The sequence below is a fragment of the Methyloceanibacter superfactus genome (assembly GCF_001723305.1).
GTDB lineage: Bacteria > Pseudomonadota > Alphaproteobacteria > Rhizobiales > Methyloligellaceae > Methyloceanibacter > Methyloceanibacter superfactus.
In genome coordinates this window covers 1-26,061 of the sequence record NZ_LPWF01000003.1, presented here as the reverse complement: position 1 = coordinate 26,061, position 26,061 = coordinate 1, and the positions used below count along the sequence as shown (strand labels likewise).

Sequence of the window (26,061 nt, the reverse complement as noted above, 5' to 3'; positions counted from 1 at the left end):
GGCAAGGAACAAGTTCGATGCGATCAGGTGTCATCGCGCAGAAGGTCGGCATGACCAGGATCTTCACCGATGCCGGGGAGCACATTCCCGTCACGGTGTTGCGTCTCGACAAGTGTCAGGTCGTCGGCCAGCGCACCGCCGAGAAGAACGGCTATACGGCCGTGCAGCTCGGCGCCGGTCACCGCAAGGTGAAGCGGCTCACGCGCTCCGAGCGCGGCGGGTTCGCCGTGGCCAATGTGGAGCCGAAGCGGAAGGTCGCGGAGTTCCGCGTGAGCCCGGAGAACCTCATCGACGTGGGCGCGGAGATCACCGCCGACCATTTCGTCGAGGGCCAGTTCGTGGACGTTTCCGGCACCTCGATCGGTAAGGGCTTTGCCGGCGCCATGAAGCGTCATGGCTTCGGCGGCTTGCGGGCCAGCCATGGTGTGTCGGTCAGTCATCGCAGCCACGGTTCGACCGGTAACAGCCAGGACCCCGGCAAGGTGTTCAAGGGCAAGAAGATGGCCGGCCATATGGGCGATGTCAGCGTCACCACGCAGAATTTGCGGGTGGTGAAGACGGACCCGGAGCGGGGCCTGATCATGATCCGCGGCGCGGTGCCCGGTTCGAAGGGCGGCTGGGTGCTGTTGCGGGATGCCGTGAAGCGCGCGCTTCCCGACGCGGCGCCGAAGCCTGGTGCGTTCCGCAAGGGTGCGGGCGACGAGTCGAAGCCTGCAACGGAGGCTCAAGCCGCGCCGGCCGATGATACGGCGGCCGAGGCGCAGAACGCCGAAGTGCAGAGCGGGGATAAAGAGTGATGAAGGCGGACGTAACAACGCTCGACGCCAAGAAGGCGGGCACGGTGGATCTGTCGGACGAGGTGTTCGGCCTGGAGCCGCGCGCGACCTGCTCCATCGCATGGTGCGCTATCAACTCGCCAAGCGCCGGAGCGGCACGGTCTCGGTCAAGGACCGCTCGGAGATCAACGCGACCACTGCCAAGATGTACCGGCAGAAGGGAACGGGCCGGGCGCGTCACGGCAGCAAGAAGGCGCCGATTTTCCGCGGCGGCGGCAAGGCTTTCGGGCCGAAGCCGCGCAGCCACGCGATCGAGCTGCCGAAGAAGGTCCGGGCGCTGGCGCTGAAGCATGCGCTGTCGTCCAAGGTGAAGACCGACATGCTGGTCGTCCTCGACAACTGCGAGCTTAAAGAGGGCAAGACCAAGGAGCTCAAGTCGCGCTTCGCCAAGCTTGGCTTTCAGTCGGTGCTGATCATCGACGGCGCGGCGGTGCAGGACGAGTTCGCCCGCGCGGCGCGCAACATTCCTCGCGTCGATGTGCTGCCGGTGCAGGGCATCAATGTGTACGACATTCTGCGGCACGATAAGCTCGTGCTGACCAAGGCCGCCGTCGAGGCGCTGGAGGCACGGTTCAAATGAGCTCTCTTGCTGCATATGACGTGATCCTCTCGCCGGTCATCACCGAGAAATCGAGTGAGGCCTCGGAGGCGAACCAGGTGGTGTTCAAGGTGCGCCGCGATGCCACCAAGCCTGAGATCAAGAAGGCGATCGAGACGCTGTTCGGCGTCAAGGTGCTGGCGGTGAACACGCTGATCCGCAAGGGCAAGACCAAGCGCTTCCGCGGCATCAAGGGACGCCAGCAGGACGTGAAGAAAGCCGTCGTCAAGCTCGCCGAAGGCGACAAGATCGACGTGACGACGAGGATTTGACGACATGGCGCTGAAAACATTCAAACCCACGACGCCGAGCCAGCGGTCGCTGGTGCTCGTCGACCGCGGTCATCTGTGGAAGGGCAAACCCGTCAAGGCGCTCACCGAAGGCTTGAGCAAGTCGGGCGGACGCAACAACACGGGCCGTGTGTCGGTGTGGCATCGCGGCGGCGGTCACAAGCGCACCTATCGCATGGTGGACTTCAAGCGCCGCAGCAAGTTCGGCGTGCCGGCGACCGTGGAGCGGCTGGAATACGATCCCAATCGGACCGCGTTCATTGCCCTGATCAAATACGCCGACGGCGAGCTGTCCTACATCCTGGCGCCGCAGCGTTTGGCCGCCGGCGACACGGTGATCGCCGACGAGAAGACGGACGTGAAGCCCGGCAACGCGATGCCGCTGGCCAGCATGCCGATCGGCACCATCGTCCACAACGTGGAGATGAAGACCGGCAAGGGCGGCCAGATCGCGCGCGCGGCGGGTACCTATGTTCAACTCGTGGGCCGCGATGCGGGCTATGCGATTCTCCGGCTGAATTCCGGCGAGACGCGCATGGTTCAGGCGGACTGCATGGCGACCGTTGGCGCGGTCTCCAATCCCGACAACTCCAACGTATCGTTCGGCAAGGCCGGCCGCATGCGGTGGAAAGGGCGGAAGCCCGTGGTTCGTGGCGTGGTCATGAACCCTGTCGACCATCCGCATGGTGGTGGTGAGGGCCGCACGTCGGGTGGCCGCCATCCGGTCACCCCATGGGGCAAGTCGACCAAGGGCAAGAAGACGCGCACGAACAAGGCCAGCAGCAAGTTCATCCTGCGCAGCCGCCATCAGAAGAAGAAGGGGTAACGCACGTGGCACGCTCTATCTGGAAAGGCCCGTTCGTCGACGGTTATCTCTTGAAGAAGGCGGAGAAGGCGCGCGGCAGCGGGTCCAACGCCATCATCAAGATGTGGTCGCGTCGCTCGACCATCCTGCCGCAATTCGTGGGGCTGACCTTCGGTGTCCATAACGGCCAGAAGCACATTCCGGTGCTCGTGACCGAGGACATGGTGGGGCACAAGTTCGGTGAGTTTTCGCCGACGCGGACGTTCCACGGCCATGTCGCCGACCGTAAGGCGAAGAGGACCAAGTAATGAGCAAGCCGCAGCGCGAGCGCGCGCTCAAAGACACAGAGGCGAAAGCCGTGACGCGACTCATTCGCGTGAGCCCGCAGAAGCTCAACCTGCTTGCCCAGCTGATCCGCGGCAAGAAGGTTGACCGTGCGCTCGCCGATTTGACCTTCTCGCGGAAGCGCGTGGCCCAGGACGTCAAGAAGACGCTCGAGTCGGCCATCGCCAACGCCGAGAACAACCACGACCTCGATGTGGACGCGCTCGTCGTGTCCGAGGCCTATGTGGGCAAGAACATGGTGATGAAGCGGCTTCGCGCGCGGGCGCGCGGACGAGGCGCTCGCATCGATAAGCCTTTCGCGCAGATGACGGTAATCGTGCGCCAAGTTGAGGAGTCCGCCTGATGGGACATAAGGTCAATCCGATCGGGCTTCGGCTCGGTGTGAACCGCACCTGGGACTCTCGTTGGTTTGCCAGCGGCGCCGAGTATGCGCAGCTCCTGCACGAGGATCTGAAGATGCGCGAGCATATTCTCTCCTCGCGCAAGCAGGCCGGCATCTCCAAGGTGGTTATCGAGCGTCCGCACAAGAAGTGCCGCGTGACCGTGTACACCGCGCGTCCGGGCATCCTAATCGGCAAGAAGGGCGCGGACATCGAGAAGCTGCGCCGCGAGCTGGCCGCGCTGACGGATTCCGACGTGCATCTGAATATCGTCGAGGTGCGCAAGCCCGAGGTCGACGCCACGCTGGTGGCGGAAGGCATCGCGCAGCAGCTGGAGCGCCGCATCGCGTTCCGCCGCGCCATGAAGCGCGCCGTGCAGTCGGCCATTCGCATGGGCGCGCTCGGTATTCGCATCAATTGCTCGGGCCGGCTCGGCGGCGCGGAGATCGCGCGCATGGAGTGGTACCGCGAGGGCCGCGTGCCGCTGCACACGCTGCGCGCCAATATCGACTACGGCACGGCGCTGGGACGTACGGCGTACGGCATCATCGGCATCAAGGTTTGGATCTTCAAGGGCGAGATCATGGAGCACGACCCCATGGCCCAGGAGAACAAGGCCCTTGAGGCGCAAGAAGGCGGCCGTTCGACCGGGCGCCGCGAACCCGCTCAGGCGCAGGGCTAAGGGCGAGGGCAAGGCTTAAAGTTATGCTGCAACCGAAAAGAACAAAGTTCCGGAAAGCCCATAAGGGCCGGATCAAAGGCACCGCCAAGGGTGCGACGGACCTCGCGTTCGGTACGTTCGGGCTGAAGGCGCAAGCGCCGGCCCGCATCACCGCGCGGCAGATCGAGGCGGCGCGCCGCGCCATGACCCGCCAGATGAAGCGCGCGGGCCGTGTGTGGATCAGGCTGTTCCCCGACGTGCCGGTGTCGAAGAAGCCGACGGAAGTGCGCATGGGTAAGGGTAAGGGTACGCCGGAGTTCTGGGTGGCCAGGGTCAAGCCGGGCCGCATCATGTTCGAGATCGACGGCGTGACCGAGGCGACTGCGCGTGAGTCCCTGCGGCTTGCCGCCGCCAAGCTGCCGATCAAGACGCGCGTTGTCGCGCGCATCGAGGGCTAAGCGATGAAGGGAAGCCAGGTGCACGACATGACGCCGGACCAGCTCAACGACGAGTTGGTCAAGCTGAAGAAAGAGCAGTTTAATCTGCGCTTCCAGGCGGCCTCCGGGCAGCTTGAGAACACGGCGCGGGTGAGACAGATCAGGCGCGATATCGCGCGCATCAAGACGGTCGCGCGGGCGAAAAGCGCCGCGGCGAAGGCATAAGGGTCAGTTCGATGCCGAAAAGAATTCTGCTTGGGGTCGTGGTCAGCGACAAGAACGACAAGACCGTGGTGGTCAAGGTCGAGCGCCGCTTCACGCATCCCCTGTTCCGTAAGACGGTGCGCCGGACGAAGAACTATCACGCCCATGACGAGATGAACGAGTTCAAGGTGGGCGAGAAGGTTCGGATCGAGGAATGCGCGCCGATCTCGCGACAGAAGAAATGGAAAGTGCTGCCGCGTGAGCAGGCAGCGGTTTAGCGAAGTTAGATGTGCTGGCCCGGTTAGGGCCTGAGCAAGGGCAAATGCCATGATTCAGATGCAGACCAATCTCGATGTTGCCGACAACTCCGGTGCAAAGCGTGTGCAGTGCATCAAGGTGCTCGGCGGCTCGAAGCGCAAATACGCTTCGATCGGCGATACCGTCGTGGTCAGCGTCAAGGAAGCGATCCCGCGCGGCCGCGTGAAGAAGGGCCAGGTCATGAAGGCCGTGATCGTGCGCACCGCCACGGGCGTGCGCCGTCCGGACGGCTCGGTCATTCGCTTCGACCGCAACGCGGCGGTGCTGGTCAATCCGCAAGGCGAGCCGGTCGGCACGCGTATCTTTGGCCCGGTCACCCGCGAGCTCAGAGCCAAGAAGCACATGAAGATCGTGTCTCTCGCGCCGGAGGTTCTGTAGATGCCCAAGTTGAAGATCAAGAAGGGCGACCACGTCGTGATGCTCACCGGCAAGGACAAGGGCAAGAAGGGCGAGGTGCTGAAGGTGATGCCGGCGGAGAACCGCGCCATCGTCAAGGGCGTGGCCATGGTGCGCCGTCATCAGCGTCAGACCGCGAGTCAAGAGGGAGGCATCATCAACAAGGAAGCCCCCGTTCATATCTCCAATATCGCGCTCGAGGATCCCAAGGACGGGAAACCGACGCGCGTCGGTCACAAATTTCTAAAGGACGGGCGCAAGGTGCGTTTCGCCAGGCGCTCGGGTGAGGTTATCGATGTCTGAGCAGGCTTACATTCCGCGGCTCAAGACGCAGTATCTGGACGTCATCAAAGGCGAGCTCACCAAGGAGTTCGGCTACAAGAACGTCATGCAGGTGCCGCGCCTCGACAAAGTGGTGCTCAACATGGGCGTGGGCGAGGGTGTCGCCGACTCCAAGAAGGTCACGGCGGCCGCCGCGCATCTGGGGCTGATCGCCGGCCAGCGGCCGGTCATCACCAAGGCGCGCAAGTCCGTCGCCACCTTCAAGCTGCGCGAGGGCATGCCGGTCGGCGCCAAGGTCACGCTGCGCAAGGACCGCATGTACGAGTTCATCGACCGGCTGGTGAACATCGCCCTGCCGCGCGTTCGCGACTTCCGTGGGCTGAACCCAAAAAGCTTCGACGGAAGAGGCAATTATTCGATGGGGTTGAAGGAGCACATCATCTTCCCCGAGATCGATTACGACAAGGTCGAGGACGTGCTCGGCATGGACATCATCGTGTGCACCACGGCGCAGAGCGATGACGAGGCACGCGCCTTGTTGAAGGGTTTGAACTTTCCGTTCCGCAGCGAAGGCAAGTGAGCTTGCCCGAGCGGCGACAGGAGGACTGAATGGCTAAGACGAGCATGATTGAGCGGAATAAGAAGCGGCAACGCCTCGCCAAGAAGTTCACTTCCGGCGTACGCGTTTGAAGGAGATTGCCGCGGACCGCTCTCTGCCGGCCGAGGAGCGCTTTGCGGCGAGGCTGAAGCTCGCCGAGCTGCCGCGCAACTCCTCGCCGACGCGCATTCGCAATCGCTGCGATCTCTCCGGGCGGCCCCGCGGTTATTACCGCAAGCTTCGCATGTCGCGCATTGCCTTGCGCGATCTGGGAAGCAACGGGCTGATCCCTGGCATGGTTAAGTCGAGCTGGTAAGGACGACGATGAGCATCAACGATCCTCTAGGCGACATGCTGACCCGTATCCGCAATGCGCAGATGCGGCATAAGGCCAAGGTGACGACGCCTGCCTCCAAACTGCGCGAGCACGTTCTCGAAGTGCTGGCGGAGGAGGGCTATATCCGCGGCTATGCGCGTGTCGAATATAACGGCGGCAAGTCCGAGTTCGAAATCGAGCTGAAATATTTCGATGGCGAGCCCGTGATCAAGGACATCAAGCGGGTGTCGACCCCCGGGCGGCGTGTGTATTCCTCGGTGAGGGATCTGCCGACGGTGGCCAACGGTCTCGGCGTCGCCATACTCTCGACGCCCAAGGGCGTCATGTCGGATTCCCGCGCACGTAACGAGAATGTCGGTGGCGAGATTCTCTGCAACGTGTTTTAGCGGCGGCTACTGAAGCGAAGGTTGATCAATGTCGCGCATCGGCAAGAAACCAGTGGCAATTCCCGGCGGTGTTACCGCCGCGGTTGATGGCCAAGAGGTCAAGGTGAAGGGCCCCAAGGGCGAGCTCAGGCATGTGCTCGTCGATGAGGTCATCGCCAAGGCGGATAAAGACGGCATCGAAGTCACCATGCGCGAGGATACGAAAGAGGCGCGCGCCATGTGGGGCATGTCGCGCACGCTCGTCGCCAACCTCGTCACCGGCGTGACCGACGGCTTTACCAAGACACTGGAGATCACCGGTGTCGGCTATCGCGCCGCGGTTCAGGGCCAGGCCCTGCAGCTGCAGCTCGGCCATAGCCACGATATCGCTTATGTCGTGCCGGACGGCATTCAGGTGGCGTGCCCGAAGCCGACGGAGATCGTGATCAGCGGCATCGACAAGCAGAAGGTCGGCCAGGTCGCCGCCGAGATCAGACGGTATAGGCCGCCGGAGCCTTACAAGGGCAAGGGCGTGCGGTATGCGGGCGAGTACATCCTCCGCAAAGAAGGCAAGAAGAAGTAGCGAGATAGACAATGAGCGCGTTGAATACATTTATGCGGCGTGCGCGCCGGGTTCGTCACTCGTTGAAGCGGGTGGCCAACGGACGTGCGCGTCTGTCCGTGTTTCGCTCTTCGAAGCACATTTATGCTCAGGTGATCGACGACCGCGACGGCAAGACCCTGGCGGCCGCCTCGAGCCTGGACAAGGACCTCAAGGGGGCGTTGCCCAAGGGCACCGATCTGGCGGCGGCGCAGGCCGTCGGCAAGCTCGTTGCCGAGCGTGCGGTGAAGGCCGGCGTCAAGGACGTCGTGTTCGACCGCGGCGGCTACATCTATCATGGGCGCGTCAAGGCGCTCGCAGACGCGGCCCGCGAGGCCGGTCTGAACTTCTAGGTTTCGAAGGAAAGGGTCTGACACGTGGCACGAGGTCACCAATCACGCGGCGGTCCGCAAGGCAGAGACCGGGACGATCGCGATAGCGAGTTTATCGACAAGCTCGTCCACATTAATCGCGTGGCCAAGGTGGTCAAGGGCGGCCGTCGCTTCGGCTTCGCCGCGCTTGTCGTGGTCGGCGATCAGAAGGGCCGGGTCGGTTTCGGTCATGGCAAGGCGCGCGAGGTACCGGAGGCCATTCGCAAGGCCACCGAGGCGGCCAAGCGCGGTCTGGTCAAGGTGCCGTTGCGCGAAGGCCGCACGCTGCACCATGACGTGCGCGGTCAGCACGGGGCGGGCAAGGTGATCCTGCGGGCGGCGCCGGCCGGTACCGGCATCATCGCCGGCGGTCCGATGCGCGCAGTGTTCGAGACGCTCGGCATCCAGGACGTGGTGGCGAAGTCGCTCGGCAGCTCCAATCCCTACAACATGGTGCGCGCCACTTTCGATGCGCTGCGCCATGAGGACAGCCCGCGTGGCGTTGCCGCACGGCGTGGCAAGAAGGTCAGCGAGATCGTGTCCCGCCGCCGGGATCAGGCCGGCGAGGGCGCCGAGGCGCAGGCCTAGGTTTTAAGGCCTAAGCTTGAAGAACAAGGTTGAAGAGAGATGGCCGACAACAGAAAGACAATCGTCGTGGAGCAGATCGGTAGCCCGATCCGTCGTCCCGGCGTGCAGCGCGCGACCCTGATTGGGCTCGGCCTCAACAAGATGCACAAGCGGCGGACGCTGGTCGACAGTCCCCAGGTGCGCGGCATGGTGGCCAAGATCGCCCACCTGGTGCGCATTGTTGAGGACGAGGCCGGAGCCTAAGGAAGAATATCATGCGACTGAACGAGATCAGGGATCTGCCGGGCGCGACCAAGTCGCGGAAGCGGGTCGGCCGCGGCCCCGGTTCGGGACTCGGCAAGACGTCCGGCCATGGCGTGAAGGGCCAGAAGGCCCGCTCCGGCGTGGCCATCAAGGGCTTCGAGGGCGGTCAGATGCCGCTGCATCGGCGTTTGCCGAAGCGTGGCTTCAACAACATCTTCGCCAAGGACCTGAACGAGGTGAATGTCGGCCGGGTCCAGGCGGCGATCGACGCCAAGAAGCTCGACGGCAAGACCCCGGTCACGGTCGAGGCGCTGCTGGCCGCCGGGATCATCAAGCGGGTGCGCGACGGCGTGCGCCTGCTCGGCCACGGTGAGATCAAGACAAAGCTGGCCTTCGAAGTCACGGGGGCGTCGAGTGGCGCGGTGAAGGCGGTCGAGGCGGCCGGTGGCACCGTGACGCTGACGCCGATGCCGCAGCGGGCTGCCAAGCCCGAGGGCGAGGGCAAGCCCAAGAGGCGCGCGCCGCCAAGCCGGCCAAGTCTGCGTCGGAAAAGAGCGCGCCGAAGAAGGCCGCGGCGAAGACGCCCCGCGCCAAGAAGGACAAGTCCGAGTGATCTGAGGCGGCCGTTTTCGCGGCCGCCTGATCGTTTCGGGGAAGGGAAGAGCGCCGATGGTCTCCGCCGCAGAACAGCTCGTCTCCAATCTGAACTTCGCGGCTTTCGCCAAGGCCGACGAGCTGAAGAAGCGAATCTGGTTCACGCTGGGCGCGCTCGTGATCTATCGGCTCGGCACCTATATCCCGATTCCGGGCATCAACCCGGAAGCGCTCGCCGATGTGTTCCGTCAGCAGCAGTCCGGCATCCTCGGCATGTTCAACATGTTCTCGGGCGGTGCGGTCGGGCGCATGGCGATCTTCGCGCTCAACATCATGCCGTATATCTCGGCGTCGATTATCATTCAGCTGCTGACCACTGTCTCACCGCATCTTGAGCAGCTCAAGAAGGAAGGCGAGCAGGCCCGGCGGCAGATCAACCAATATACCCGCTACGGCACCGTGCTCCTGGCCGCGCTTCAGGGCTACGGCATCGCCGTGGGTCTGGAAGGCGCCGGCAATGTGGTCGTGGACCCGGGCTGGTTCTTCCGCATCACCACCGTCATCACGCTGGTCGGCGGCACCGTGTTCCTCATGTGGCTCGGCGAGCAGATCACCGCGCGGGGCGTCGGCAACGGCATCTCGCTCATCATCTTCGCCGGCATCGTGGCGCAGCTGCCTCATGCCTTGGTCGGCACGCTGGAGCTCGGCCGTCAGGGCGCGCTGTCGGCCGGTCTGATCATCGGCCTATTCATCATGGCCGTCGCGGTGATCGGCGTCATCGTGTTCATGGAGCGGGCCCAGCGCCGGCTGCTGGTGCAATATCCAAAGCGACAAGTCGGCAACAAGATGTTCCAGGGCGATGCCTCGCATCTGCCGCTGAAACTCAACAGCGCCGGCGTGATCCCGCCGATCTTCGCCTCGTCGCTGCTGCTGCTGCCGATCACGGCGGCCAATTTCTCCGCCGGGCAAGGGCCGGAATGGCTCAACACCATCACCGCCATGCTCGGTCGCGGTCAGCCGCTGCATATCCTCATCTATGTGTCGCTGATCATCTTCTTCGCCTTCTTCTATACGGCGGTGGTGTTCAACCCGAAGGACACGGCCGACAATCTGAAGAAGTATGGCGGCTTCCTGCCCGGCATCCGGCCCGGCGAGCGCACGGCTGAATATATCGACTACGTGCTCACGCGGATCACCGTGGTCGGCGCGCTCTATCTGGCGGCGGTCTGCGTGCTGCCGGAGATCCTCATCTCTTACGCCGGCGTGCCGTTCTATTTCGGCGGGACGTCGCTCCTTATCGTGGTCAGCGTCACCATGGATACGGTGGCACAGATACAGAGCCACTTGCTCGCTCATCAATATGAGGGGCTGATCAAGAAGGCCAAGCTTAGAGGAGCGCGGCGGCGATGAACCTGGTCCTGCTCGGCCCTCCGGGCGCGGGTAAGGGGACGCAGGCGAAGCGGCTGGAAGACCGGCACGCCCTGGTCCAGCTTTCCACCGGAGACATGTTGCGGGCGGCGGTCGCCGCCGGCACGGAACTCGGCCGCCAGGCGGGCGACATCATGGAGCGGGGCGCCTTGGTGCCCGACGCGCTGGTGATCGGGCTGATCGCCGAAAGCATGGATCGTCATGAGGGCGGCAACGGCTTCATTCTCGACGGTTTTCCGCGGACCATCGGCCAGGCCGAGGCGCTGGACCGCCTGCTGGACGGGCGCGGCGAGCAGGTCGACCGGGTGATCGTGATGGCGGTGAACGACGATGCCCTGGTAGCGCGGATCATCGGGCGCTTTACTTGCGCCACGTGCGGCGAGGGCTATCACGACCAATATAAGATGCCTAAGGTCGCCGGGGTTTGCGACCGCTGCGGCGGCACCGAGTTCAGCGCCCGGGCCGACGACACCGAGGAAGTGGTGCGGTCCCGGCTCAAGGCCTATCACAGCCAGACCGAGCCCCTGATCGGATATTACCAGGGGCAAGGGAAGGTCAGGACGGTCGACGGCATGGCCGATATTGAGACAGTACAAAAGGAGATCGACGCGGCGCTGGAGGCGGCGTGAGGCTTGACTCAGGGAGGATTGGCCCATACGGCCAGTTGACCTTGTCAAGCGGAATCGCTACATAACGGCGTCACATTGCTTGACGGACTGACCGGTCCCGGGGGTAGAGCCTGTCCGCGGTCGGTCTTGTCGTGTTCCAATTTGGTAATATGGCTTTAATTTCAGCACGTTAGCACGTGCTACGCGAGGAGACGACTACGTGGCCCGAATTGCAGGCGTAAACATCCCGACCAATAAGCGGGTCGAGATCGCGCTGACCTATATCCATGGCATCGGCGATACCTTTGCCAAGGACATCTGCTCCAAGGTTTCCATCCCGTCCGAGCGGCGGGTGAACGAATTGACCGAGTCCGAGGTGATTCAGATCCGCGAGGTGATCGACCGGGATTATGTGGTCGAGGGCGATCTCAGGCGCGATGTTTCCATGAATATCAAGCGGTTGATGGACCTCGGTTGCTACCGTGGTTTACGTCATCGCCGCGGTCTTCCGGTCCATGGTCAGCGGACGCATACCAATGCGCGCACGCGCAAGGGCCCGGCGAAGCCGATCGCCGGCAAGAAGAAGTAGACAGCTCAACGCGCGGCCGAGCTCTTCCAGGCTTTCGCCGGCGCCAATTTTGAATAGCGGGAATAGAGCATGGCCAAGGAAAAGACGCGCGTCCGTCGCCGCGAAAAGAAGAACATCACGTCGGGCGTCGCCCATGTGCATGCAAGCTTCAACAATACGATGATCACCATCACCGACGCGCAGGGGAATGCGATTTCCTGGTCGTCGGCCGGTGCCATGGGGTTCAAGGGTTCGCGCAAGTCGACGCCCTATGCCGCGCAGGTCGCGGCCGAGGATGCCGGCAAGAAGGCCGCTGACCACGGCATGAAGAATCTCGAGATCGAGGTCAGGGGACCTGGGTCGGGCCGGGAGTCGGCGTTGCGGGCGCTGCAGGCCTCCGGTTTCAACATCATCTCGATCCGCGACGTCACGCCCATTCCGCATAACGGCTGCCGGCCGCGTAAGCGCCGGCGCGTGTAACGAAAAGCAAGGCCACTCCTAAATGTTGGACGAGGACATTCGGACGCCGGGGCAGGCTGCCCCGCTCCACGATCAAGAAAGGGCTCACCCGGTGCTGCAAAAGAACTGGCAAGATCTCATCAAGCCCACCAAGCTCAATATCCTTCCTGGCCGTGACCCGGCCCGGTTCGCCACGGTTGTCGCCGAGCCGCTCGAGCGCGGCTTCGGCCTGACCCTCGGCAACGCGCTGCGCCGCGTGCTGCTGTCGTCGCTGCAGGGCTCCGCCATCACCTCGGTGCATATCGATGGCGTGCTGCACGAGTTCTCGTCGATCCCCGGCGTGCGTGAGGACGTGACCAACATCGTCCTCAACATCAAAGAGATCGCCATCAGCCAGCATTCGGAAGGCGTCAAGCGCATGGTCCTCCAGAAGGAGGGTCCGGGCGTGGCCACCGCCGGCGATATCCAGGGTGGTGCCGAAGTCGACATTCTCAACCCCGAGCATGTGATCTGCACGCTCGACGAGGGCGCGGCGATCCACATGGAGTTCACCTCCTCCTCGGGCAAGGGCTATGTGCCGGCCGAGCGCAATCGTCCCGACGACGCGCCGATCGGCTTCATCCCAGTCGACTCGCTGTTCAGCCCGGTGCGCAAGGTCTCCTATCGCGTGGAGAACACCCGCGAGGGACAGATCCTCGACTACGACAAGCTCACCATGGAAATCGAGACGGACGGCTCGGTGCGCCCCGACGACACGATCGCGCTTGCCGCCCGCATCGTCCAGGATCAGTTGTCGGTGTTCGTCAATTTCGAAGAGCCGAAGAAGGAGCAGACCTACGAGCGTCAGCCGGAGCTGGTGTTCAACGCGGCGCTGCTCAAGAAGGTCGACGAGCTCGAGCTGTCGGTACGCTCGGCCAACTGTCTGAAGAACGACAACATCGTCTATATCGGCGATCTCATTCAGAAGACGGAAGCGAGAATGCTGCGGACGCCGAACTTCGGCCGCAAGTCGCTGAACGAGATCAAGGAGGTGCTTGCCTCCATGGGTCTGCATCTCGGCATGGAAGTGCCGGACTGGCCGCCGGAGAATATCGAAGAGCTGGCCAAGCGGTTCGAGGACCATTACTAGGCTGGACAATTATCCGGCGCCGATCGTCCGGCGCGCGTTGCACCCTGGGAGGGGGCGGTAAATGAGACATCGTAAAGCCGGGCGGAAGCTGAACCGCACCGCAACCCATCGCCGGGCGCTGTTCGCGGCCCTTGCCAATGCGCTCATCAAGCATGAGCAGATCGCCACGACTCTGCCCAAGGCGAAAGAGCTTCGCCGGGTGGCGGATCGGCTGATCACGCTGGCCAAGCGCGGCGACCTGCATGCGCGCCGTCAGGCTTTCGCCCGCATCCGGGACGAGGCCACGGTGTCGAAGCTGTTCGAGACGCTGGGCCCGCGCTACGCGGCACGCCCCGGCGGCTATACCCGCGTGATGAAGGCCGGCTTCCGCTACGGCGACAGCGCCCCCATGGCGGTGATCGAGCTGGTGGACCGCGACGAGGATGCCAAGGGCCTCGATTCGGGCCCGGTGCAGGAGCATGGCGGCGAGGCCGAGCACGCCGCGGCGTAAAGGCTTCCCGGTCATCCGGACAAAATTAAAGGCGCGCCGCTTCAAGCGACGCGCCTTTTTGATTCAAGGCGAAGCGTTCGAGGATCGGGACTAGTTCTTGTCCTTGTCGATGTCCTCGCGGCCCTTCATCACCGGATTGCCGGCGGCCGCTTCGCGCTTGTCGTAAGCCTCGATGGCGGCCGTCTTGATGCCGCTCACGCCGTCGTTGAAAATACCGACGATGATCTTCTCGGCCTCGGCGTCCTCGACGCCGTCCGCGTCGAACTCGGCCTCCCATTCGATCTCGACGCGGTCGTCCTCGTCGTCCTCGCCGACCTCGAGCGTCGCCGTGTAATTCTTCACCGGCAGCGGACCCTCGACGATCTCGTAGCTGTAGCTCGTGTCGTCGGACGCGGTCAGCTTCTCCTTGATCTTGCCGCCGTCCCCGAGGGTGAGGAGCCGGTAGGTGTCGCCGCCTTCTTCGATCTGCTCGCATTCCACGACGGCGGGATGCCAATCCTTGATGGCGCAGAAATCGCCGACCACGGCCCAAACTTCCGCCGGTTTGCCGGGCGCTTCGCGTCTCTTCTTGACCTCGATGGCCTCGGCCGCTGCGCTCCAGGCGAAGGTCGCCGTCACAGCAATCAGGGTCAGCTTGATTCCATGCATGCGTTTCTCTCCACTTTTTTACCGTTATGAAGGGGCAAAGATGCCGTTGGCCCGGCATCTTAGTTGAACCAGGTAGTGCGGCAACCAAGTTTCCCTTGATTCCCGCCGCAAGAAGGCCAGTTTTCTTTGGGAGACCGCCTCCCAAGGCTGGTATATCGGGGTTGCCTTTCAGCCTTCTTGTCGATCCCTAACAGGGCGAGCGATGACGCTTTTGGAAAATCTCTCCAGGAAAAATGGCATGTCTTGGGTGGTCGGCGCGGCCCTGTCCGGCGCCTGCCTTCTGGGCCTCCTGCCTGTGGCCGACGCGGGCGCCCAGCAGCGGGTCGTCCCCGAGAGCCAGGCCGCCATCAAGCAATCCTTCTCGTCCGTGGTGAAGCAGGCGGCGCCGGCCGTGGTGAACGTCTATGTGCGTCACCGGGTCAAACAGGTGGTATCGCCCTTCGCCAACGATCCGTTCTTCCGGCGCTTCTTTGGCGAGAATTTCGGGGTGCCGCGGGAGCGCATCCAGAACTCGCTCGGCTCCGGCGTGCTCGTCGCCGCCGAAGGGGTGGTGGTCACCAATTATCACGTGATCCGCGGTAGCAGCGATTCCGAGATCACCGTCGCGCTGGCCGATGGGCGCGAGTTCCCGGCGAAGCTCATCCTCAAGGACGAGCAGACGGATCTGGCGGTACTGCGGCTCGACAGTGACGGCGAGACTTTCCCCTCGATCAAGTTCGCCAATTCGGACGATCTCGAAGTGGGCGATCTGGTGCTCGCCATCGGCGATCCGTTCGGCGTCGGCCAAACGGTGACGAGTGGCATCGTGTCGGCGCTGGCGCGGACCAAGGTCGGCATCTCCGACTATCAGTTCTTCATCCAGACCGATGCCGCGATCAATCCCGGTAATTCCGGCGGCGCGCTGGTCGACATGGACGGGCGGCTCGCCGGCATCAACACGGCGATCTTCTCAAAGAGCGGCGGTTCGCACGGCATCGGATTCGCGATTCCTTCCAACATGGTGCGGCTGGTCGTTCAGTCGGCACTCAAGGGCGGCAAGGTGCAGCGTCCGTGGTTCGGCGCGTCCTTGCAGCCGCTGACGTCGGATATCGCCGAGTCCCTGGGGCTCGACCGGCCGGCCGGCGCGCTGGTCACCAGCCTGCACGACAAAGGCCCCGCGCAGCTGCGGGCTTGCAAGTGGGCGACGTGGTGATCAGCGTCGACGACAAGATCGTGCAGGATCCGGAAGCCTTGCAGTACCGCTTCGTGACCAAGGGCGTGGGCGGCACGGTGGAGCTTGGCCTGTTCCGCAAAGGCAAGACTTTGCGGGCGACGATCTCCTTGCTCGCACCGATCGAGGACCCGCCGCGCGACACGCGCGATCTGACCGGGCGGCATCCGCTCGCCGGTGCGCAAGTTGCCAATCTGTCGCCTGCCGTGGCGCAGGAGCTCGGCATGGAAGGCGACGACAGCAAAGGCGGCGTGGTCGTGCTTGGGGTGGAGCGCGGCTCGAACGCGGCGCGGCTCGGGGTGCGGCGCGGCGATCTCATCGTCGGCGTCAACAACGAGGAGATCACCTCGGTCAAGGGTCTTGCCACGATGCTCGAACTCGGCGGCGGCGCGTGGCGGCTCGCGGTCGAGCGCGGCGGCAAGGTCTTCAATCTCGCCATTCAGGGCTGATCCATGAAGAAGGGCGCGGCCACGCTGTTCGACGCCGCGGGGCTTTCCGATCAAGCGCCGCGGCCTTTGGCGGACCGTTTGCGCCCCAAGACTCTCGACGAGGTCATCGGCCAGGATCATCTCCTGGGGGACGGCATGCTGGGCCGCATGGTGCGGGCCGGGCGCCTCGGCTCCGTGGTGTTCTGGGGCCCGCCTGGCACCGGCAAGACCACGGTGGCGCGGCTTCTCGCGGAAGTCACCGACCTCCATTTCGAGCAGCTCTCGGCGATCCAGTCCGGTGTCGCCGACTTGCGCAAGGTGTTCGATCAGGCCAAGGCACGGCGGGAGGAGGGGCGCGGCACGCTGCTCTTCATCGACGAGATCCACCGCTTCAACCGCTCGCAGCAGGATGCCTTCCTGCCGCATATGGAGGACGGCACCATCGTGCTGGTGGGCGCGACGACGGAGAACCCGTCCTTCGAGCTCAACTCGGCGCTGTTGTCGCGGGCGGGCGTGCTCACCTTCAAGCGGCTCGACGACACGGCGCTGGAATCCTTGCTGGAGCGGGCCGAAGCCCATGAGGGGCGCAAGCTGCCTCTGACCGACGATGCCCGCAGCGCCCTGATCGGCATGGCCGACGGCGACGGGCGCGGCCTCATCAATCTGGCCGAGGACGTGTTCCTCAGCCAAGGGCCGGACGCGAAACCGCTCGATCGCGAGGCGCTGGCGACGCTCGTGCAACGGCGCGCGCCGCTCTACGACAAGGGCCAGGACGGTCATTACAATCTCATCAGCGCCCTGCATAAATCGGTGCGCGGCTCGGACCCGGACGCGGCGCTCTATTGGCTGGCGCGCATGCTGGCCGGCGGCGAGGACCCGCTCTATATCGCCCGGCGGCTGGTGCGCATGGCGGTGGAGGATATCGGTCTCGCCGATCCGGCGGCGCTGCTCCAGGCAAACGCCGCCAAGGATGTCTACGACTTTCTCGGCAGCCCTGAGGGCGAGCTGGCGCTGGCGCAAGCCACCGTCTATCTCGCCTCCGCGCCGAAATCGAATGCCGCCTACATGGCGTTCAACGCGGCGATGCGCGTGGCGAAGGAGGGGGGATCGCTTCTGCCGCCGAAGCACATCCTCAACGCGCCGACCACGCTGATGAAGCAAGAAGGCTATGGCCGCGACTACGCCTACGATCACAACGAGAAGGAGGCGTTCTCGGGCCAGAACTATTTCCCGGAAGGGATGGAGCGGCAGCGCTTCTACACGCCGACCGGGCGCGGCTTCGAGCGCGACATCAAGGAGCGGCTGGACCGCTGGGCCGAGATCAGGGCCAAGAAGGGAGCCGGCCGGTGAGAGCTTGGGGGGACTCGGTGTGAAGACTCTGCTGTTCGTGGCTGCCGGCGGGGCGCTTGGTGCCTCCGCGCGCTATTTGGTGGGCGTCGCGTCGGGGCGCCTGCTCGGCTTCGGCTTTCCGTGGGGCACGCTGACGGTCAACGTGCTCGGCTGCTTCATCATGGGCCTGCTGATCGAGGCCATGGCCCTGCGCTGGTCGGTGTCGAACGAACTGCGGGCCTTTCTCACGGTGGGCGTGCTCGGCGGCTTCACCACCTTCTCCGCCTTCTCCGTGGACTTCGCCTTGCTATACGAGCGCGACGCCTATGTCAGCGCCGGCCTCTATCTCCTGGCGTCGGTCGGCCTGGCCATCGCGGCCCTGTTCGCCGGCCTCGCCATCATCCGCGCGCTTTAGCTCATGCCCCCCGTCGAGACCCGCAATGTCAGCGACGAGGAGGACAACATGCGCCTCGACCGCTGGTTCAAGACCCATTACGCGGGCCTGCCCCATAGTCGGCTGGAGAAGCTGTTGCGCACGGGCCAGATCCGCGTCGACGGCGGTAGGGCCAAGGCGAGCACCCGCCTCGTGGCCGGCCAGAGCGTGCGCGTGCCGCCGCTGCCCGACGTGGCGCCGCCGCCCGGGCCGAAGCAGGCTCTGTCCAAGGCCGACCGCGCGTTTCTCGAAGACATCACGCTCTATGAGGACGACGACCTGCTCATCCTCAACAAGCCGCCGGGCATCGCCGTGCAGGGGGGCACCAAGACCACGCGCCATATCGACCGGCTGCTCGAAGGCTTGGGCGACAGTCCCGACACACGGCCGCGGCTGGTTCACCGGCTCGACCGCGACACCTCGGGCGTGCTGGTGATCGCCAAGCGGCGCGCCGTGGCCGCCAAGCTCGGCCGCGCCTTCCAGACCCGCTCGGTGCGCAAGATCTACTGGGCGATCGTCCAGGGCGTGCCGAAGCCGCCGCAAGGCAAGATCGAGGCGGCGCTCGTCAAGGCGGCGACGCCCGCAGGCGACCGGGTGCGAAAGGCGCGGGCGGGAGAGCAGGACCGGGCGCAGAGTGCTGTGACCTATTACGCGGTGGTCGACCGGGCCGGGCAGAAGGTGGCCTTCGTGTCGCTGAAGCCGGTCACCGGGCGCCAGCATCAGCTCAGAGCCCATATGGCGATTCTCGGCTATCCCATTCTAGGGGATGAGAAATATCCGAGTGGGGTGGAGATTCCCGAAGGCATCGACCCGATGCTGCATCTGCATGCGCGGCGCATCTGCTTTCCCCATCCGAGCGGCGAGGGCGTGGTGGATGTGACGGCGCCGCTGCCGCCCCATATGGAGAAGGCGTTCGCCGCTTTCGGCTTCGCGCTCAAGGACGGCGAGGCGGACGACCTCGACTGATCGTTCTCGGCCCGGAGACCCGACGGGAACCAACGGTTGAAGCGATTGTTCATTCTCCGCCGTTAAATCCCTTTTTGGCAGGGGCTCGCAGTCTCGAGCCACAGCGGCATCGGTGATGGCGCGAGAATGAGGACGTCACATGGCTCCGAAAACCAGTTGGTTCACGCATTTCGCACAACTTGCCTCGCATATTACCGGCCGTCCGCTGAGCTTCATCCTGGCCGTGGCGGTGATCCTCGTTTGGGCGGTCACCGGTCCGCTGTTCGGCTATACCGACACGTGGCAGCTTGTGATCAACACGGGCACCACGATCGTGACCTTCCTGATGGTGTTCGTCATTCAGAACACGCAAAACCGGGACACGGCCGCCATGCACATCAAGCTCGACGAGTTGATCCGGGTGTCGCGGGGAGCACGCAATGTCTTGCTCGACCTCGAAGAGCTGGAAGACAAGGATCTGGAAGGGCTCCGGCGGGAATATGAGCTTCTGGCGGAAAAGGACAGAAGCAAAGACCCAAACCAGTCGCCGCCCGCGGCCGCGAAGCCACCACGCAAGACCGCAAGCGCGGCACGGAAAAAGCAAACGTGAGCGAACAAGAGAGCAAGGCGAACGGCGCGGCCGGACCCGGAAAGCGGAGTCTTCCCAAGCGCTTCTACAAGGATGTCACCGTCGAGGATGACGGGGGCAGGGCAGCGCTCCTGCTCGACGGCAGGCCGGTCAAGACGCCGGGCAAGGCGCCGCTGTCGGTGCCGGGACGGACACTGGCCGAGGCGATCGCCGAGGAATGGCGGGCGCAAGGCGACCATATCGACCCTCACACCATGCCGCTCACCAAGCTCGCCAACACGGCCATCGACGGCATCGAGGGACGCAGCGACGCGGTCGTGGACGACATCATGGCTCATGCGCGCAGCGATCTCCTTTGCTATCGGGCGGACGGGCCGGAGGGATTAGTGGCGGCGCAAGGCCAGCATTGGGACCCGGTGATCGCTTGGGCCAAGGACGCGCTAAAGGCGCCGCTTCTCCTGGCTGAAGGCATCGTTCATGTGGCTCAGGATGACGCCGCCATGGAAGCCATCCGCAAGCGGGTGGCGGGCTTCGATGCGTTCGGCCTGGCGGCGCTGCATATGATGACGGCGCTCACCGGCTCGGCGCTCCTGGCGCTGGCGGTCGCCTTGAAGCGGATCTCGCCCGACGAGGCGTGGGATGCGGCCCACGTGGACGAGGACTGGCAGGCCGGTAAATGGGGCGAGGACGCCGAAGCCAAGGACCGCCGCAAAGCCCGCCGGGCGGAGTTCGACGCGGCGGCGCGGGCGCTCCAACTTTCGGAGTCCTGAGAGTCGGTTACGGCCGCTCCTTGCGACGCCGGTCGAACCCCGAGGCCATGTCGGCGATCTTCTCGCAATAGGCCCACATCCCGCGGATCTCGTCGCCGCGCAGGCGTCTGGCAATGGGGTTGGCGCGCAGATCGTAGACCCGGGCGCATTGGATGGGGGCGAGGCGGATGCCCGACGTGGTGGCCGGGTCGTCGGGGTTCGCAAGCTGCTCCTCGGTGACGAGGCGGGCGCGGATGTCGTCCAACTCCTGGCCGACCCGATAATAATAGTATCCGAGCCCGGCCAGGGCGGCGGCGGCGAGCAGCACGGCGGCGGCGATCACCAGTCTCATGGGACGCCCCTCCCAAGGGCCAGAACCCGGCCAGGATGCCCCGTTTGGGGGCTTGCGGCAATCGCGGTTCAATCGCGGTTCGGAGCCCGGATTTCGCCCCGGAATGGGCCCGGCGGGGCCCGTGGCTACTTGCCTCTTTTTCGCCCCATGCTATTCACCTTCACGGCAGCGTCACCTCGGGGAGCGGTTATGAAGGAAGTCGTTGAAGAGCTTGAAATTCGCCGGGCAAAGGCCCGCGACGGCGGCGGTCAGCGGCGCATCGAGGCGCAGCATAAGCGCGGCAAGCTCACGGCCAGGGAGCGGCTGGCGCTCCTGCTCGACGACGGCTCCTTCGAGGAGTTCGACATGTATGTCGAGCACCGCTGCATCGATTTCGGCATGGAGAAGAACAAGTTCCCCGGCGACGGCGTCGTCACCGGCTGGGGCACCATCAACGGCCGCGTGGTCTATGTCTTCGCCAAGGACTTCACGGTGTTCGGCGGGTCGCTGTCGGAAGCCCACGCCAACAAGATGATCAAGATCCAGGACATGGCGCTTCGGAGTAGGGCGCCGGTCATCGGCCTGTTCGACGCGGGCGGCGCGCGCATCCAGGAGGGCGTGGCGGCGCTCGGCGGCTATGGCGAGGTTTTCCTGCGCAACGTGCTGGCCTCCGGCGTCATCCCGCAGATCAGCGTCATCATGGGTCCGTGCGCCGGCGGCGACGTCTACTCGCCGGCCATGACCGACTTCATCTTCATGGTGAAGGACACCTCCTACATGTTCGTCACCGGCCCCGACGTGGTGAAGACGGTGACCAAGGAGGAGGTGACGGCGGAGGAGCTCGGCGGCGCCGTGGTGCACACCACCAAATCGTCCATCGCCGACGGCGCCTACGAGAACGACGTCGAGACGCTGCTTCAGATGCGCCGGCTGATGGACTTTTTGCCCACGAGCAATCTCTCCGGCGTGCCGGAGCTACCGACCCGCGATCCGTGGGACCGTATCGAGCCGTCCCTCGACACGCTGATCCCCGACAATCCGAACAAGCCCTACGACATCAAGGAGCTGATCCATAAGGTCGTGGACGAGGGCGACTTCTTCGAGATCCAGGAGAGCTTCGCCCGCAACATCGTGGTGGGCTTCGCCCGCATGGAAGGGCGCACCATCGGCATCGTCGCCAATCAGCCGATGTTCCTCGCCGGCGTGCTCGACGCGGACGCCTCCCGGAAAGCGGCGCGCTTCGTCAGGTTCTGCGACTGCTTCTCGATCCCGATCGTCACCTTCGTCGACGTGCCGGGCTTCCTGCCGGGCACCGATCAGGAATATGGCGGCCTCATCAAGCACGGCGCCAAGCTGCTGTTCGCCTTCACCGAGGCGACCGTGCCGAAAGTCACGGTCATCACCCGCAAAGCTTATGGCGCGGCCTACGACGTCATGTCGTCAAAGCATATCCGCGGCGACGTGAACTATGCCTGGCCCACGGCCGAGATCGCCGTGATGGGCGCCAAGGGCGCGGTCGAGATCCTCTACCGCGCCGACCTCGGCGATCCGGAGAAGGTCAAGAAGCGCATCGACGAATACACCGAGCGCTTCGCCAATCCGTTCGTGGCGGCGGAGCGGGGCTATATCGACGAGGTGATCGCGCCGCGCGGCACGCGGATGCGGGTCGCCCGCGCGCTCCAGATGCTGCGCAACAAGCATGTCGAGAACCCCTGGAAGAAGCACGACAACATTCCGCTTTAGGGACTCTCACTGTCGTCATGGCCGGGCTTGTCCCGGCATCCACGTCTTTCAATGCAGCAGCGCCTAAATCGTGGATGCCCGGCACAAGACCGGGCATGACGAGGAGTAGGCTAGGCTTCGCGCTATTGCGCGGGCGGCTCCGCCGGTATGAGGAAGCGATCGTAGATCCAGCCGGTCGTGGAGGTCGCGGGATCGGTCACCTGCACCCACCGCCTGTCGCGCCCGGTGACCCGAACCTTGAGGCCGCCGTCGGCGACCTTCACCGTCTCCGAGGATTGCTCGGCCTTCGCGTGCATGTCGACCGCGGTCTTGGTCTCCATCCACTCGGCGGCCGGTTGCGGCTCGGCCGGTGACCCCAAGGCCATCGCGCCATCATATGGCACCGTCTCGCGCGGCGGCGCGATGGCCACCGTCTTGACGGTGTTGACCTTCACCGCTGGCCTCCGCTGCGGGGCCGGAGCCGCTTCGACGATGGACCCGGTCGCTTCGGCTTGTGCGATCTCCTCTGCGGGCGGCGCGCTTTCCGGCCCGTCGACGGCGGCATCCGCTGCCGGAGTGGGGAGGGCCAAAGACTCATCGGCCGTTGCAACCGTTTCGGGAGCGGTCCAGGCCTCGTCGGCGTCGCGACCGCTGCGGGCAATGGCAGGCTCGCGGGCATGTCGACCGTGGCGACCTGAGGAGGCTCCGGGCTGATGCTCGGCCGCGTCGCGGTCTCGACGCCGTCCGGGGCGGCGAGAGCGGCTTCCGAGGTGCTCGCGCTTTGCGCCGGTTGAACGACCGGGTCCGGAGCGGGCGCGCTCTCCACGGTCAGGATCTGGGAGGGCCCCTTATCCTGGGGCGCGGAGTCTTGCCACCACAGGAAGAACAGGAAGGATATCGGCACGAGCATGACGCCGGCCAGCACCGAGACCACGGAACCGAGGGTCAGGCGGCTCTTAGCAGTGGCCGTTGGCGCGAGCGCTGCCGCCGGCATTTTCCGCCGCCCGGCTCCGTCAGGTCTCGCCGGATCAGTGCCGCGGGGCAGCGCGGGTTGCGCTGTGAAGGGTGCCGCGCGTGCCGCCTCGCTCGGGCTTTCGTTGAAACGCTCGAGCAGTGTCGCAAGGCCCGGGCCCGAAAACCCCGGAGAGAGCTTGGCGGCCTCGTCGCGAAGCGGCGGCAATTTGTGCGCGTATTTGGGTGCGGACGGCTGCATGTCTTTCTCCTGGCGTGCCCTGAGGGCGTGCCAATTCGATCACTGTCAAGCCCGATCAATTACCCCCGAAAATGGACCGGAATGTGGGGGCCTCCAACGCCAGGAGCAGGCCGTCGGCGCCCGCGAGCAGAGACAAGAAGCACGACAACATCCCGCTTTAGTGGGATAGAGTTCCTGTCCATCGACAGGGGGGAGCGATGAGTCTCGTCACGATCTATCTGTGTCTGGCCGGCGCCATCGTCGCCGAAACGATCGCCACCATCGCGCTGGCGCAGTCTGAAAGCCTGACCAAGCTTGTGCCGAGCATCATCTCGGTGATCTGTTTCGTCGCCGCCTTCTGGCTCCTGGCCTTTCCGCTTCGGGTGATGCCGGCGGGGCTCGTCTACGCCATCTGGTCGGGGCTTGGGATCGTCCTCATCACGGCGGTCGCCTGGGTCTGGTACAAGCAGGTGCTCGACGCCCCGGCGCTAATCGGCTTGGCCTTCATCACGGTCGGCGTCGTCATCATCAACGTGTTCTCGAAATCCGTGATCGAGTAGGCGCGGCGGCCTCCGTCCATGTCGCCTGCCGGGCAAGCGGGGAGGCTCAGCGGGGGCGGGACCCGCCCAAGCCATCGTGATAGTCTCGGCCCGCACTTCACGCGGGAGAAAACGATGCGGCTGACGCCCCCAACACGGTATGTCTTCTTCTCATCGGTCGTCTTGGCAGTGGCGGCGCTCGTCCTTTACGTCCTCGGCCTCTTCCAGGTGATCGACGGCGCGGCCCATTTCGCGTTCTGGGTCGCCTTCGTGGCGTGGCTGGCGATGACGGCCGGCGTCGCGGCCAAGGGCGTCTAGGACCGGAGACCTCAAACATTCCCTGTGAGTGTTGCCCGGCTGCAATTGCTGCGGTGCAGCGCTTCCTATAACAAGACGCGACTGCAATCTGACAATACGAGGGGGATGAGATGCGTCTTGGCGCCGGTGGGTGGATTCTGGCCTGTTGCGTGGTGGCGATGTCGGGAAGCGCGTTCGCCGTCAGCCTGTCGCATTCGCTCAAGAACTACTACGCGGAGTACGAGATCGTCCTCCACTGCCAGACCCTGTCGCAACTCAGCGCCGACGACGCCGAGGCGGCCAAGTCCGCCATCGCCAAGATCGAGACTTATTATCTGAACAAGGATTCCTCGATCGACAAAGCCCCGCTGCTGAAAGCGGCCATTGCCGACAAGGACGAGGCTTCCGGATCCTGGCGCGGAGCGGCCCGTCGGGCCTGCGGCCCTATTGCCGCCAGTCGCTGCATGAGCTCTTGACCAAGGTCGAGGAGATCGGCCCGGTCGCCAGCGGGCAATAGGGACCTGCCCCCAGCGCTTCAGGTCATTTCGGGCTCCCCGGCCTTGCCGTTTCATGCGATCAAGAGGCTTGGCGCGGCAACCGAACCCGGCGGTGATCTATGAGACCTCAAGCCTGGACGTTCTCTGCGGCCTTGCTTTTTGCCGCGGCCGCATCGTCGAGCGCTTGGGCGTATCAGGCCGGCTGGCGAGCCACGGGCCTTTATGAGGCGATCGTCGCCGCCGATTGCAGCGATTGCGAGGAAGAGCTCGGCATCATCATCGCCTGCAAGGGGAACGGCCTGCCGGCCGAGGTGACCGTCAACGCCGCGGCCAGCCAGTCAGGCCAAGACGGCGCCGAGGCGCCCGTCACCTTCACCATCGATGGCGAGGATTTCACCCGCACGGCGCGGACCGTGGAATACGGCCTGATCGGCTTCACGCCGGTGTTCAGCCTGCCGCCGGACGATCCGATCGTGGAGGCGCTCCAGGGCGGCTCCCGCGCCTTCGTCTCGTTCAACGGCGCGCGCGCCAAGCTCGGCCTCAAGGGCTCGCGCGAGGCGCTCGACATCTTCAAGGCCCATTGCGGCTGGACCGAAGCCGGGTTCCTGCAAAATCAGGCGCGCGCCGCCGCGCAAGCCGCCAGCGCGCCACCGGCGCCAGCACCCGTTGGCGATGCGGGCGCAAGCCAGACGGCCACGGGCAAGCCGATCGCCACGGCGATCTATCGCTGTGAAGGAAATAAGGGGATCGACGCCACCTACTATCCCGACTCCGTCGAGCTGACGCTGACCGACGGGCGGAGCCTCGCGCTGCCGCAGGTGATCTCCGGCTCCGGCGCGCGCTATGCCAACGCGGACGAGAGCTTCGTGTTCTGGAACAAGGGCGACACCGCCTTCATCACCGAAGGCTCGGACGAGAACATCACCTTCAAGGATTGCGCTGCCATCCAGTGAGGGTGCTGGACGCGGGGAAATTCGCGCCGCTTATCCCCGCCCGCTTCTTTGTGGGCTGCCGCGCTTCTATTGGCCCTACGGGCCTTCGGCCTGTTTGAGGGCGGCGCGACTCAAACGCGGTTATCCCCGCCCTCCGAGGCTGCGGTACAATCATCCATCCCTCGTCCATGAGGACGCGAGCTGCAGACCGTCTGTGTCTCGGGGTGAGGGACGCGGCGCCCGAGGTGGCGCGGTACGCATGGGTCATCGTGGACAGGAAGAGCCACCA

36 protein-coding genes and 4 pseudogenes are annotated in these 26,061 nt (G+C 64.7%); 37 read left to right on the top strand and 3 right to left on the bottom strand.

From position 1 onward, the window contains the following. Positions 1-17: 17 nt before the first annotated feature. From rplC to rplQ, 26 genes and pseudogenes are all read left to right on the top strand, one after another. A complete protein-coding gene (rplC, locus tag AUC69_RS00745; RefSeq protein ID WP_069440468.1) occupies positions 18-797 on the top strand; it encodes a 50S ribosomal protein L3 in 780 nt (259 codons plus the stop codon). After that, positions 797-1,416, top strand: a pseudogene (gene rplD, locus AUC69_RS00740) (50S ribosomal protein L4). Before rplC ends, rplD begins: the two are co-directional and overlap by 1 nt. After that, entirely contained in the window at positions 1,413-1,706 is a 294-nt protein-coding gene (locus AUC69_RS00735; protein WP_069440467.1) for a 50S ribosomal protein L23, read from the top strand. The pseudogene rplD and the gene AUC69_RS00735 overlap by 4 nt, the downstream one beginning before the upstream one ends. Before the next feature lie 4 nt (positions 1,707-1,710). Continuing rightward, a complete protein-coding gene (rplB, locus tag AUC69_RS00730; RefSeq protein ID WP_069440466.1) occupies positions 1,711-2,550 on the top strand; it encodes a 50S ribosomal protein L2 in 840 nt (279 codons plus the stop codon). A 5-nt stretch (positions 2,551-2,555) separates the two neighbouring features. Next, positions 2,556-2,837 carry a 30S ribosomal protein S19 gene (gene rpsS, locus AUC69_RS00725; RefSeq protein ID WP_069440465.1) on the top strand — a complete coding sequence of 94 codons (282 nt, stop codon included), beginning with the start codon at positions 2,556-2,558 and terminating at the stop codon, positions 2,835-2,837. Further along, entirely contained in the window at positions 2,837-3,217 is a 381-nt protein-coding gene (rplV, locus tag AUC69_RS00720; protein WP_069440464.1) for a 50S ribosomal protein L22, read from the top strand. The genes rpsS and rplV overlap by 1 nt, the downstream gene beginning before the upstream one ends. Then, positions 3,217-3,936, top strand: a complete 720-nt coding sequence (rpsC, locus tag AUC69_RS00715) for a 30S ribosomal protein S3 (RefSeq protein WP_069440463.1) — start codon at positions 3,217-3,219, stop codon at positions 3,934-3,936. The genes rplV and rpsC overlap by 1 nt, the downstream gene beginning before the upstream one ends. A 23-nt stretch (positions 3,937-3,959) precedes the next feature. Continuing rightward, a complete protein-coding gene (gene rplP / locus AUC69_RS00710) occupies positions 3,960-4,373 on the top strand; it encodes a 50S ribosomal protein L16 (RefSeq protein ID WP_069440462.1) in 414 nt (137 codons plus the stop codon). Positions 4,374-4,376: 3 nt separating this feature from the next. Next, positions 4,377-4,577, top strand: a complete 201-nt coding sequence (gene rpmC / locus AUC69_RS00705) for a 50S ribosomal protein L29 (protein ID WP_069440461.1) — start codon at positions 4,377-4,379, stop codon at positions 4,575-4,577. Positions 4,578-4,588: 11 nt separating this feature from the next. Continuing rightward, positions 4,589-4,834 carry a 30S ribosomal protein S17 gene (rpsQ, locus tag AUC69_RS00700; protein ID WP_069440460.1) on the top strand — a complete coding sequence of 82 codons (246 nt, stop codon included), beginning with the start codon at positions 4,589-4,591 and terminating at the stop codon, positions 4,832-4,834. A gap of 49 nt (positions 4,835-4,883) precedes the next feature. Further along, entirely contained in the window at positions 4,884-5,252 is a 369-nt protein-coding gene (gene rplN / locus AUC69_RS00695; RefSeq protein ID WP_069440459.1) for a 50S ribosomal protein L14, read from the top strand. Next, positions 5,253-5,573 carry a 50S ribosomal protein L24 gene (gene rplX, locus AUC69_RS00690; protein WP_069440458.1) on the top strand — a complete coding sequence of 107 codons (321 nt, stop codon included), beginning with the start codon at positions 5,253-5,255 and terminating at the stop codon, positions 5,571-5,573. Then, complete coding sequence (gene rplE, locus AUC69_RS00685) at positions 5,566-6,132, top strand: 50S ribosomal protein L5 (RefSeq protein ID WP_069440457.1); 567 nt, start codon at positions 5,566-5,568, stop codon at positions 6,130-6,132. Before rplX ends, rplE begins: the two co-directional genes overlap by 8 nt. 29 nt (positions 6,133-6,161) lie before the next feature. Next, positions 6,162-6,466, top strand: a pseudogene (gene rpsN, locus AUC69_RS00680) (30S ribosomal protein S14). An 8-nt stretch (positions 6,467-6,474) separates the two neighbouring features. After that, positions 6,475-6,873, top strand: coding sequence for a 30S ribosomal protein S8 (gene rpsH, locus AUC69_RS00675; RefSeq protein WP_069440456.1), 399 nt, complete (start codon positions 6,475-6,477; stop codon positions 6,871-6,873). A gap of 28 nt (positions 6,874-6,901) precedes the next feature. After that, positions 6,902-7,435 carry a 50S ribosomal protein L6 gene (gene rplF, locus AUC69_RS00670; RefSeq protein ID WP_069440455.1) on the top strand — a complete coding sequence of 178 codons (534 nt, stop codon included), beginning with the start codon at positions 6,902-6,904 and terminating at the stop codon, positions 7,433-7,435. A gap of 11 nt (positions 7,436-7,446) precedes the next feature. Continuing rightward, complete coding sequence (gene rplR / locus AUC69_RS00665; protein WP_069440454.1) at positions 7,447-7,806, top strand: 50S ribosomal protein L18; 360 nt, start codon at positions 7,447-7,449, stop codon at positions 7,804-7,806. Positions 7,807-7,830: 24 nt separating this feature from the next. Next, the gene (gene rpsE / locus AUC69_RS00660) at positions 7,831-8,412 is read left to right on the top strand and encodes a 30S ribosomal protein S5 (protein WP_069440453.1); all 582 of its coding nucleotides are present in this window, start codon (positions 7,831-7,833) and stop codon (positions 8,410-8,412) included. Positions 8,413-8,451: 39 nt separating this feature from the next. Continuing rightward, the gene (rpmD, locus tag AUC69_RS00655; protein WP_069440452.1) at positions 8,452-8,655 is read left to right on the top strand and encodes a 50S ribosomal protein L30; all 204 of its coding nucleotides are present in this window, start codon (positions 8,452-8,454) and stop codon (positions 8,653-8,655) included. Between the two features lie 11 nt (positions 8,656-8,666). Then, a pseudogene (gene rplO, locus AUC69_RS00650) lies at positions 8,667-9,113 on the top strand (50S ribosomal protein L15); the annotation flags it as partial. A 211-nt stretch (positions 9,114-9,324) separates the two neighbouring features. Beyond that, positions 9,325-10,659 carry a preprotein translocase subunit SecY gene (secY, locus tag AUC69_RS00645; protein ID WP_069440451.1) on the top strand — a complete coding sequence of 445 codons (1,335 nt, stop codon included), beginning with the start codon at positions 9,325-9,327 and terminating at the stop codon, positions 10,657-10,659. Further along, on the top strand, positions 10,656-11,306 hold the full coding sequence (locus AUC69_RS00640) for an adenylate kinase (RefSeq protein WP_069440450.1): 651 nt from the start codon (positions 10,656-10,658) through the stop codon (positions 11,304-11,306). The genes secY and AUC69_RS00640 overlap by 4 nt, the downstream gene beginning before the upstream one ends. Positions 11,307-11,505: 199 nt before the next feature. Next, the gene (rpsM, locus tag AUC69_RS00635) at positions 11,506-11,874 is read left to right on the top strand and encodes a 30S ribosomal protein S13 (RefSeq protein WP_069440449.1); all 369 of its coding nucleotides are present in this window, start codon (positions 11,506-11,508) and stop codon (positions 11,872-11,874) included. 69 nt (positions 11,875-11,943) lie between these two features. Further along, positions 11,944-12,333, top strand: coding sequence for a 30S ribosomal protein S11 (rpsK, locus tag AUC69_RS00630; RefSeq protein WP_069440448.1), 390 nt, complete (start codon positions 11,944-11,946; stop codon positions 12,331-12,333). 91 nt (positions 12,334-12,424) lie between these two features. Then, positions 12,425-13,441, top strand: coding sequence for a DNA-directed RNA polymerase subunit alpha (locus AUC69_RS00625; RefSeq protein ID WP_069440447.1), 1,017 nt, complete (start codon positions 12,425-12,427; stop codon positions 13,439-13,441). Positions 13,442-13,502: 61 nt separating this feature from the next. Next, positions 13,503-13,931, top strand: a complete 429-nt coding sequence (gene rplQ / locus AUC69_RS00620; protein WP_069440446.1) for a 50S ribosomal protein L17 — start codon at positions 13,503-13,505, stop codon at positions 13,929-13,931. A 90-nt stretch (positions 13,932-14,021) separates the two neighbouring features. Here rplQ and AUC69_RS00615 read toward each other — a convergent pair whose 3' ends face one another. Next, a complete protein-coding gene (locus tag AUC69_RS00615) occupies positions 14,022-14,579 on the bottom strand; it encodes an SRPBCC family protein (protein ID WP_069440445.1) in 558 nt (185 codons plus the stop codon). Between the two features lie 238 nt (positions 14,580-14,817). Between AUC69_RS00615 and AUC69_RS00610 the strand changes: the two are divergent. The 6 genes and pseudogenes from AUC69_RS00610 to AUC69_RS00585 all read left to right on the top strand — a co-directional run bounded on the left by AUC69_RS00610 (position 14,818) and on the right by AUC69_RS00585 (position 20,283). After that, positions 14,818-16,238 (top strand): annotated as a pseudogene (locus tag AUC69_RS00610) (DegQ family serine endoprotease). A gap of 3 nt (positions 16,239-16,241) precedes the next feature. Further along, complete coding sequence (locus AUC69_RS00605) at positions 16,242-17,567, top strand: replication-associated recombination protein A (RefSeq protein WP_069440444.1); 1,326 nt, start codon at positions 16,242-16,244, stop codon at positions 17,565-17,567. Positions 17,568-17,586: 19 nt separating this feature from the next. Beyond that, entirely contained in the window at positions 17,587-17,961 is a 375-nt protein-coding gene (gene crcB / locus AUC69_RS00600) for a fluoride efflux transporter CrcB (protein ID WP_069440443.1), read from the top strand. 3 nt (positions 17,962-17,964) lie between these two features. Continuing rightward, on the top strand, positions 17,965-18,945 hold the full coding sequence (locus AUC69_RS00595) for an RluA family pseudouridine synthase (RefSeq protein WP_069440442.1): 981 nt from the start codon (positions 17,965-17,967) through the stop codon (positions 18,943-18,945). A 139-nt stretch (positions 18,946-19,084) separates the two neighbouring features. Beyond that, a complete protein-coding gene (locus AUC69_RS00590; protein ID WP_069440441.1) occupies positions 19,085-19,534 on the top strand; it encodes a low affinity iron permease family protein in 450 nt (149 codons plus the stop codon). Next, on the top strand, positions 19,531-20,283 hold the full coding sequence (locus tag AUC69_RS00585; RefSeq protein ID WP_069440440.1) for an ATP12 family chaperone protein: 753 nt from the start codon (positions 19,531-19,533) through the stop codon (positions 20,281-20,283). The genes AUC69_RS00590 and AUC69_RS00585 overlap by 4 nt, the downstream gene beginning before the upstream one ends. A 7-nt stretch (positions 20,284-20,290) precedes the next feature. Here the strand turns inward: AUC69_RS00585 and AUC69_RS00580 are convergent, their stop codons facing one another. After that, a complete protein-coding gene (locus AUC69_RS00580; RefSeq protein WP_069440439.1) occupies positions 20,291-20,614 on the bottom strand; it encodes a hypothetical protein in 324 nt (107 codons plus the stop codon). Positions 20,615-20,803: 189 nt separating this feature from the next. Between AUC69_RS00580 and AUC69_RS00575 the strand changes: the two genes are divergently transcribed. After that, positions 20,804-22,336, top strand: a complete 1,533-nt coding sequence (locus tag AUC69_RS00575) for an acyl-CoA carboxylase subunit beta (RefSeq protein ID WP_069440438.1) — start codon at positions 20,804-20,806, stop codon at positions 22,334-22,336. Positions 22,337-22,458: 122 nt separating this feature from the next. Here AUC69_RS00575 and AUC69_RS00570 read toward each other — a convergent pair whose 3' ends face one another. Then, positions 22,459-22,905, bottom strand: a complete 447-nt coding sequence (locus tag AUC69_RS00570) for an SH3 domain-containing protein (protein ID WP_141700510.1) — start codon at positions 22,903-22,905, stop codon at positions 22,459-22,461. An 820-nt stretch (positions 22,906-23,725) separates the two neighbouring features. On the opposite strand from AUC69_RS00570, the gene AUC69_RS00560 reads away from it, so the two are divergent. The 4 genes from AUC69_RS00560 (at position 23,726) to AUC69_RS15800 (ending at position 25,793) form a co-directional block, all read left to right on the top strand. Beyond that, positions 23,726-24,067 carry an SMR family transporter gene (locus AUC69_RS00560; RefSeq protein WP_069440435.1) on the top strand — a complete coding sequence of 114 codons (342 nt, stop codon included), beginning with the start codon at positions 23,726-23,728 and terminating at the stop codon, positions 24,065-24,067. A gap of 114 nt (positions 24,068-24,181) precedes the next feature. Beyond that, positions 24,182-24,364: a hypothetical protein gene (locus AUC69_RS16760; RefSeq protein ID WP_141700509.1), complete on the top strand. Its 183-nt coding sequence runs from the start codon at positions 24,182-24,184 to the stop codon at positions 24,362-24,364. A gap of 110 nt (positions 24,365-24,474) precedes the next feature. After that, a complete protein-coding gene (locus tag AUC69_RS00555) occupies positions 24,475-24,819 on the top strand; it encodes a hypothetical protein (protein ID WP_141700508.1) in 345 nt (114 codons plus the stop codon). Positions 24,820-24,959: 140 nt separating this feature from the next. Beyond that, complete coding sequence (locus AUC69_RS15800) at positions 24,960-25,793, top strand: MliC family protein (protein WP_083238948.1); 834 nt, start codon at positions 24,960-24,962, stop codon at positions 25,791-25,793. Positions 25,794-26,061 lie beyond the last annotated feature (268 nt).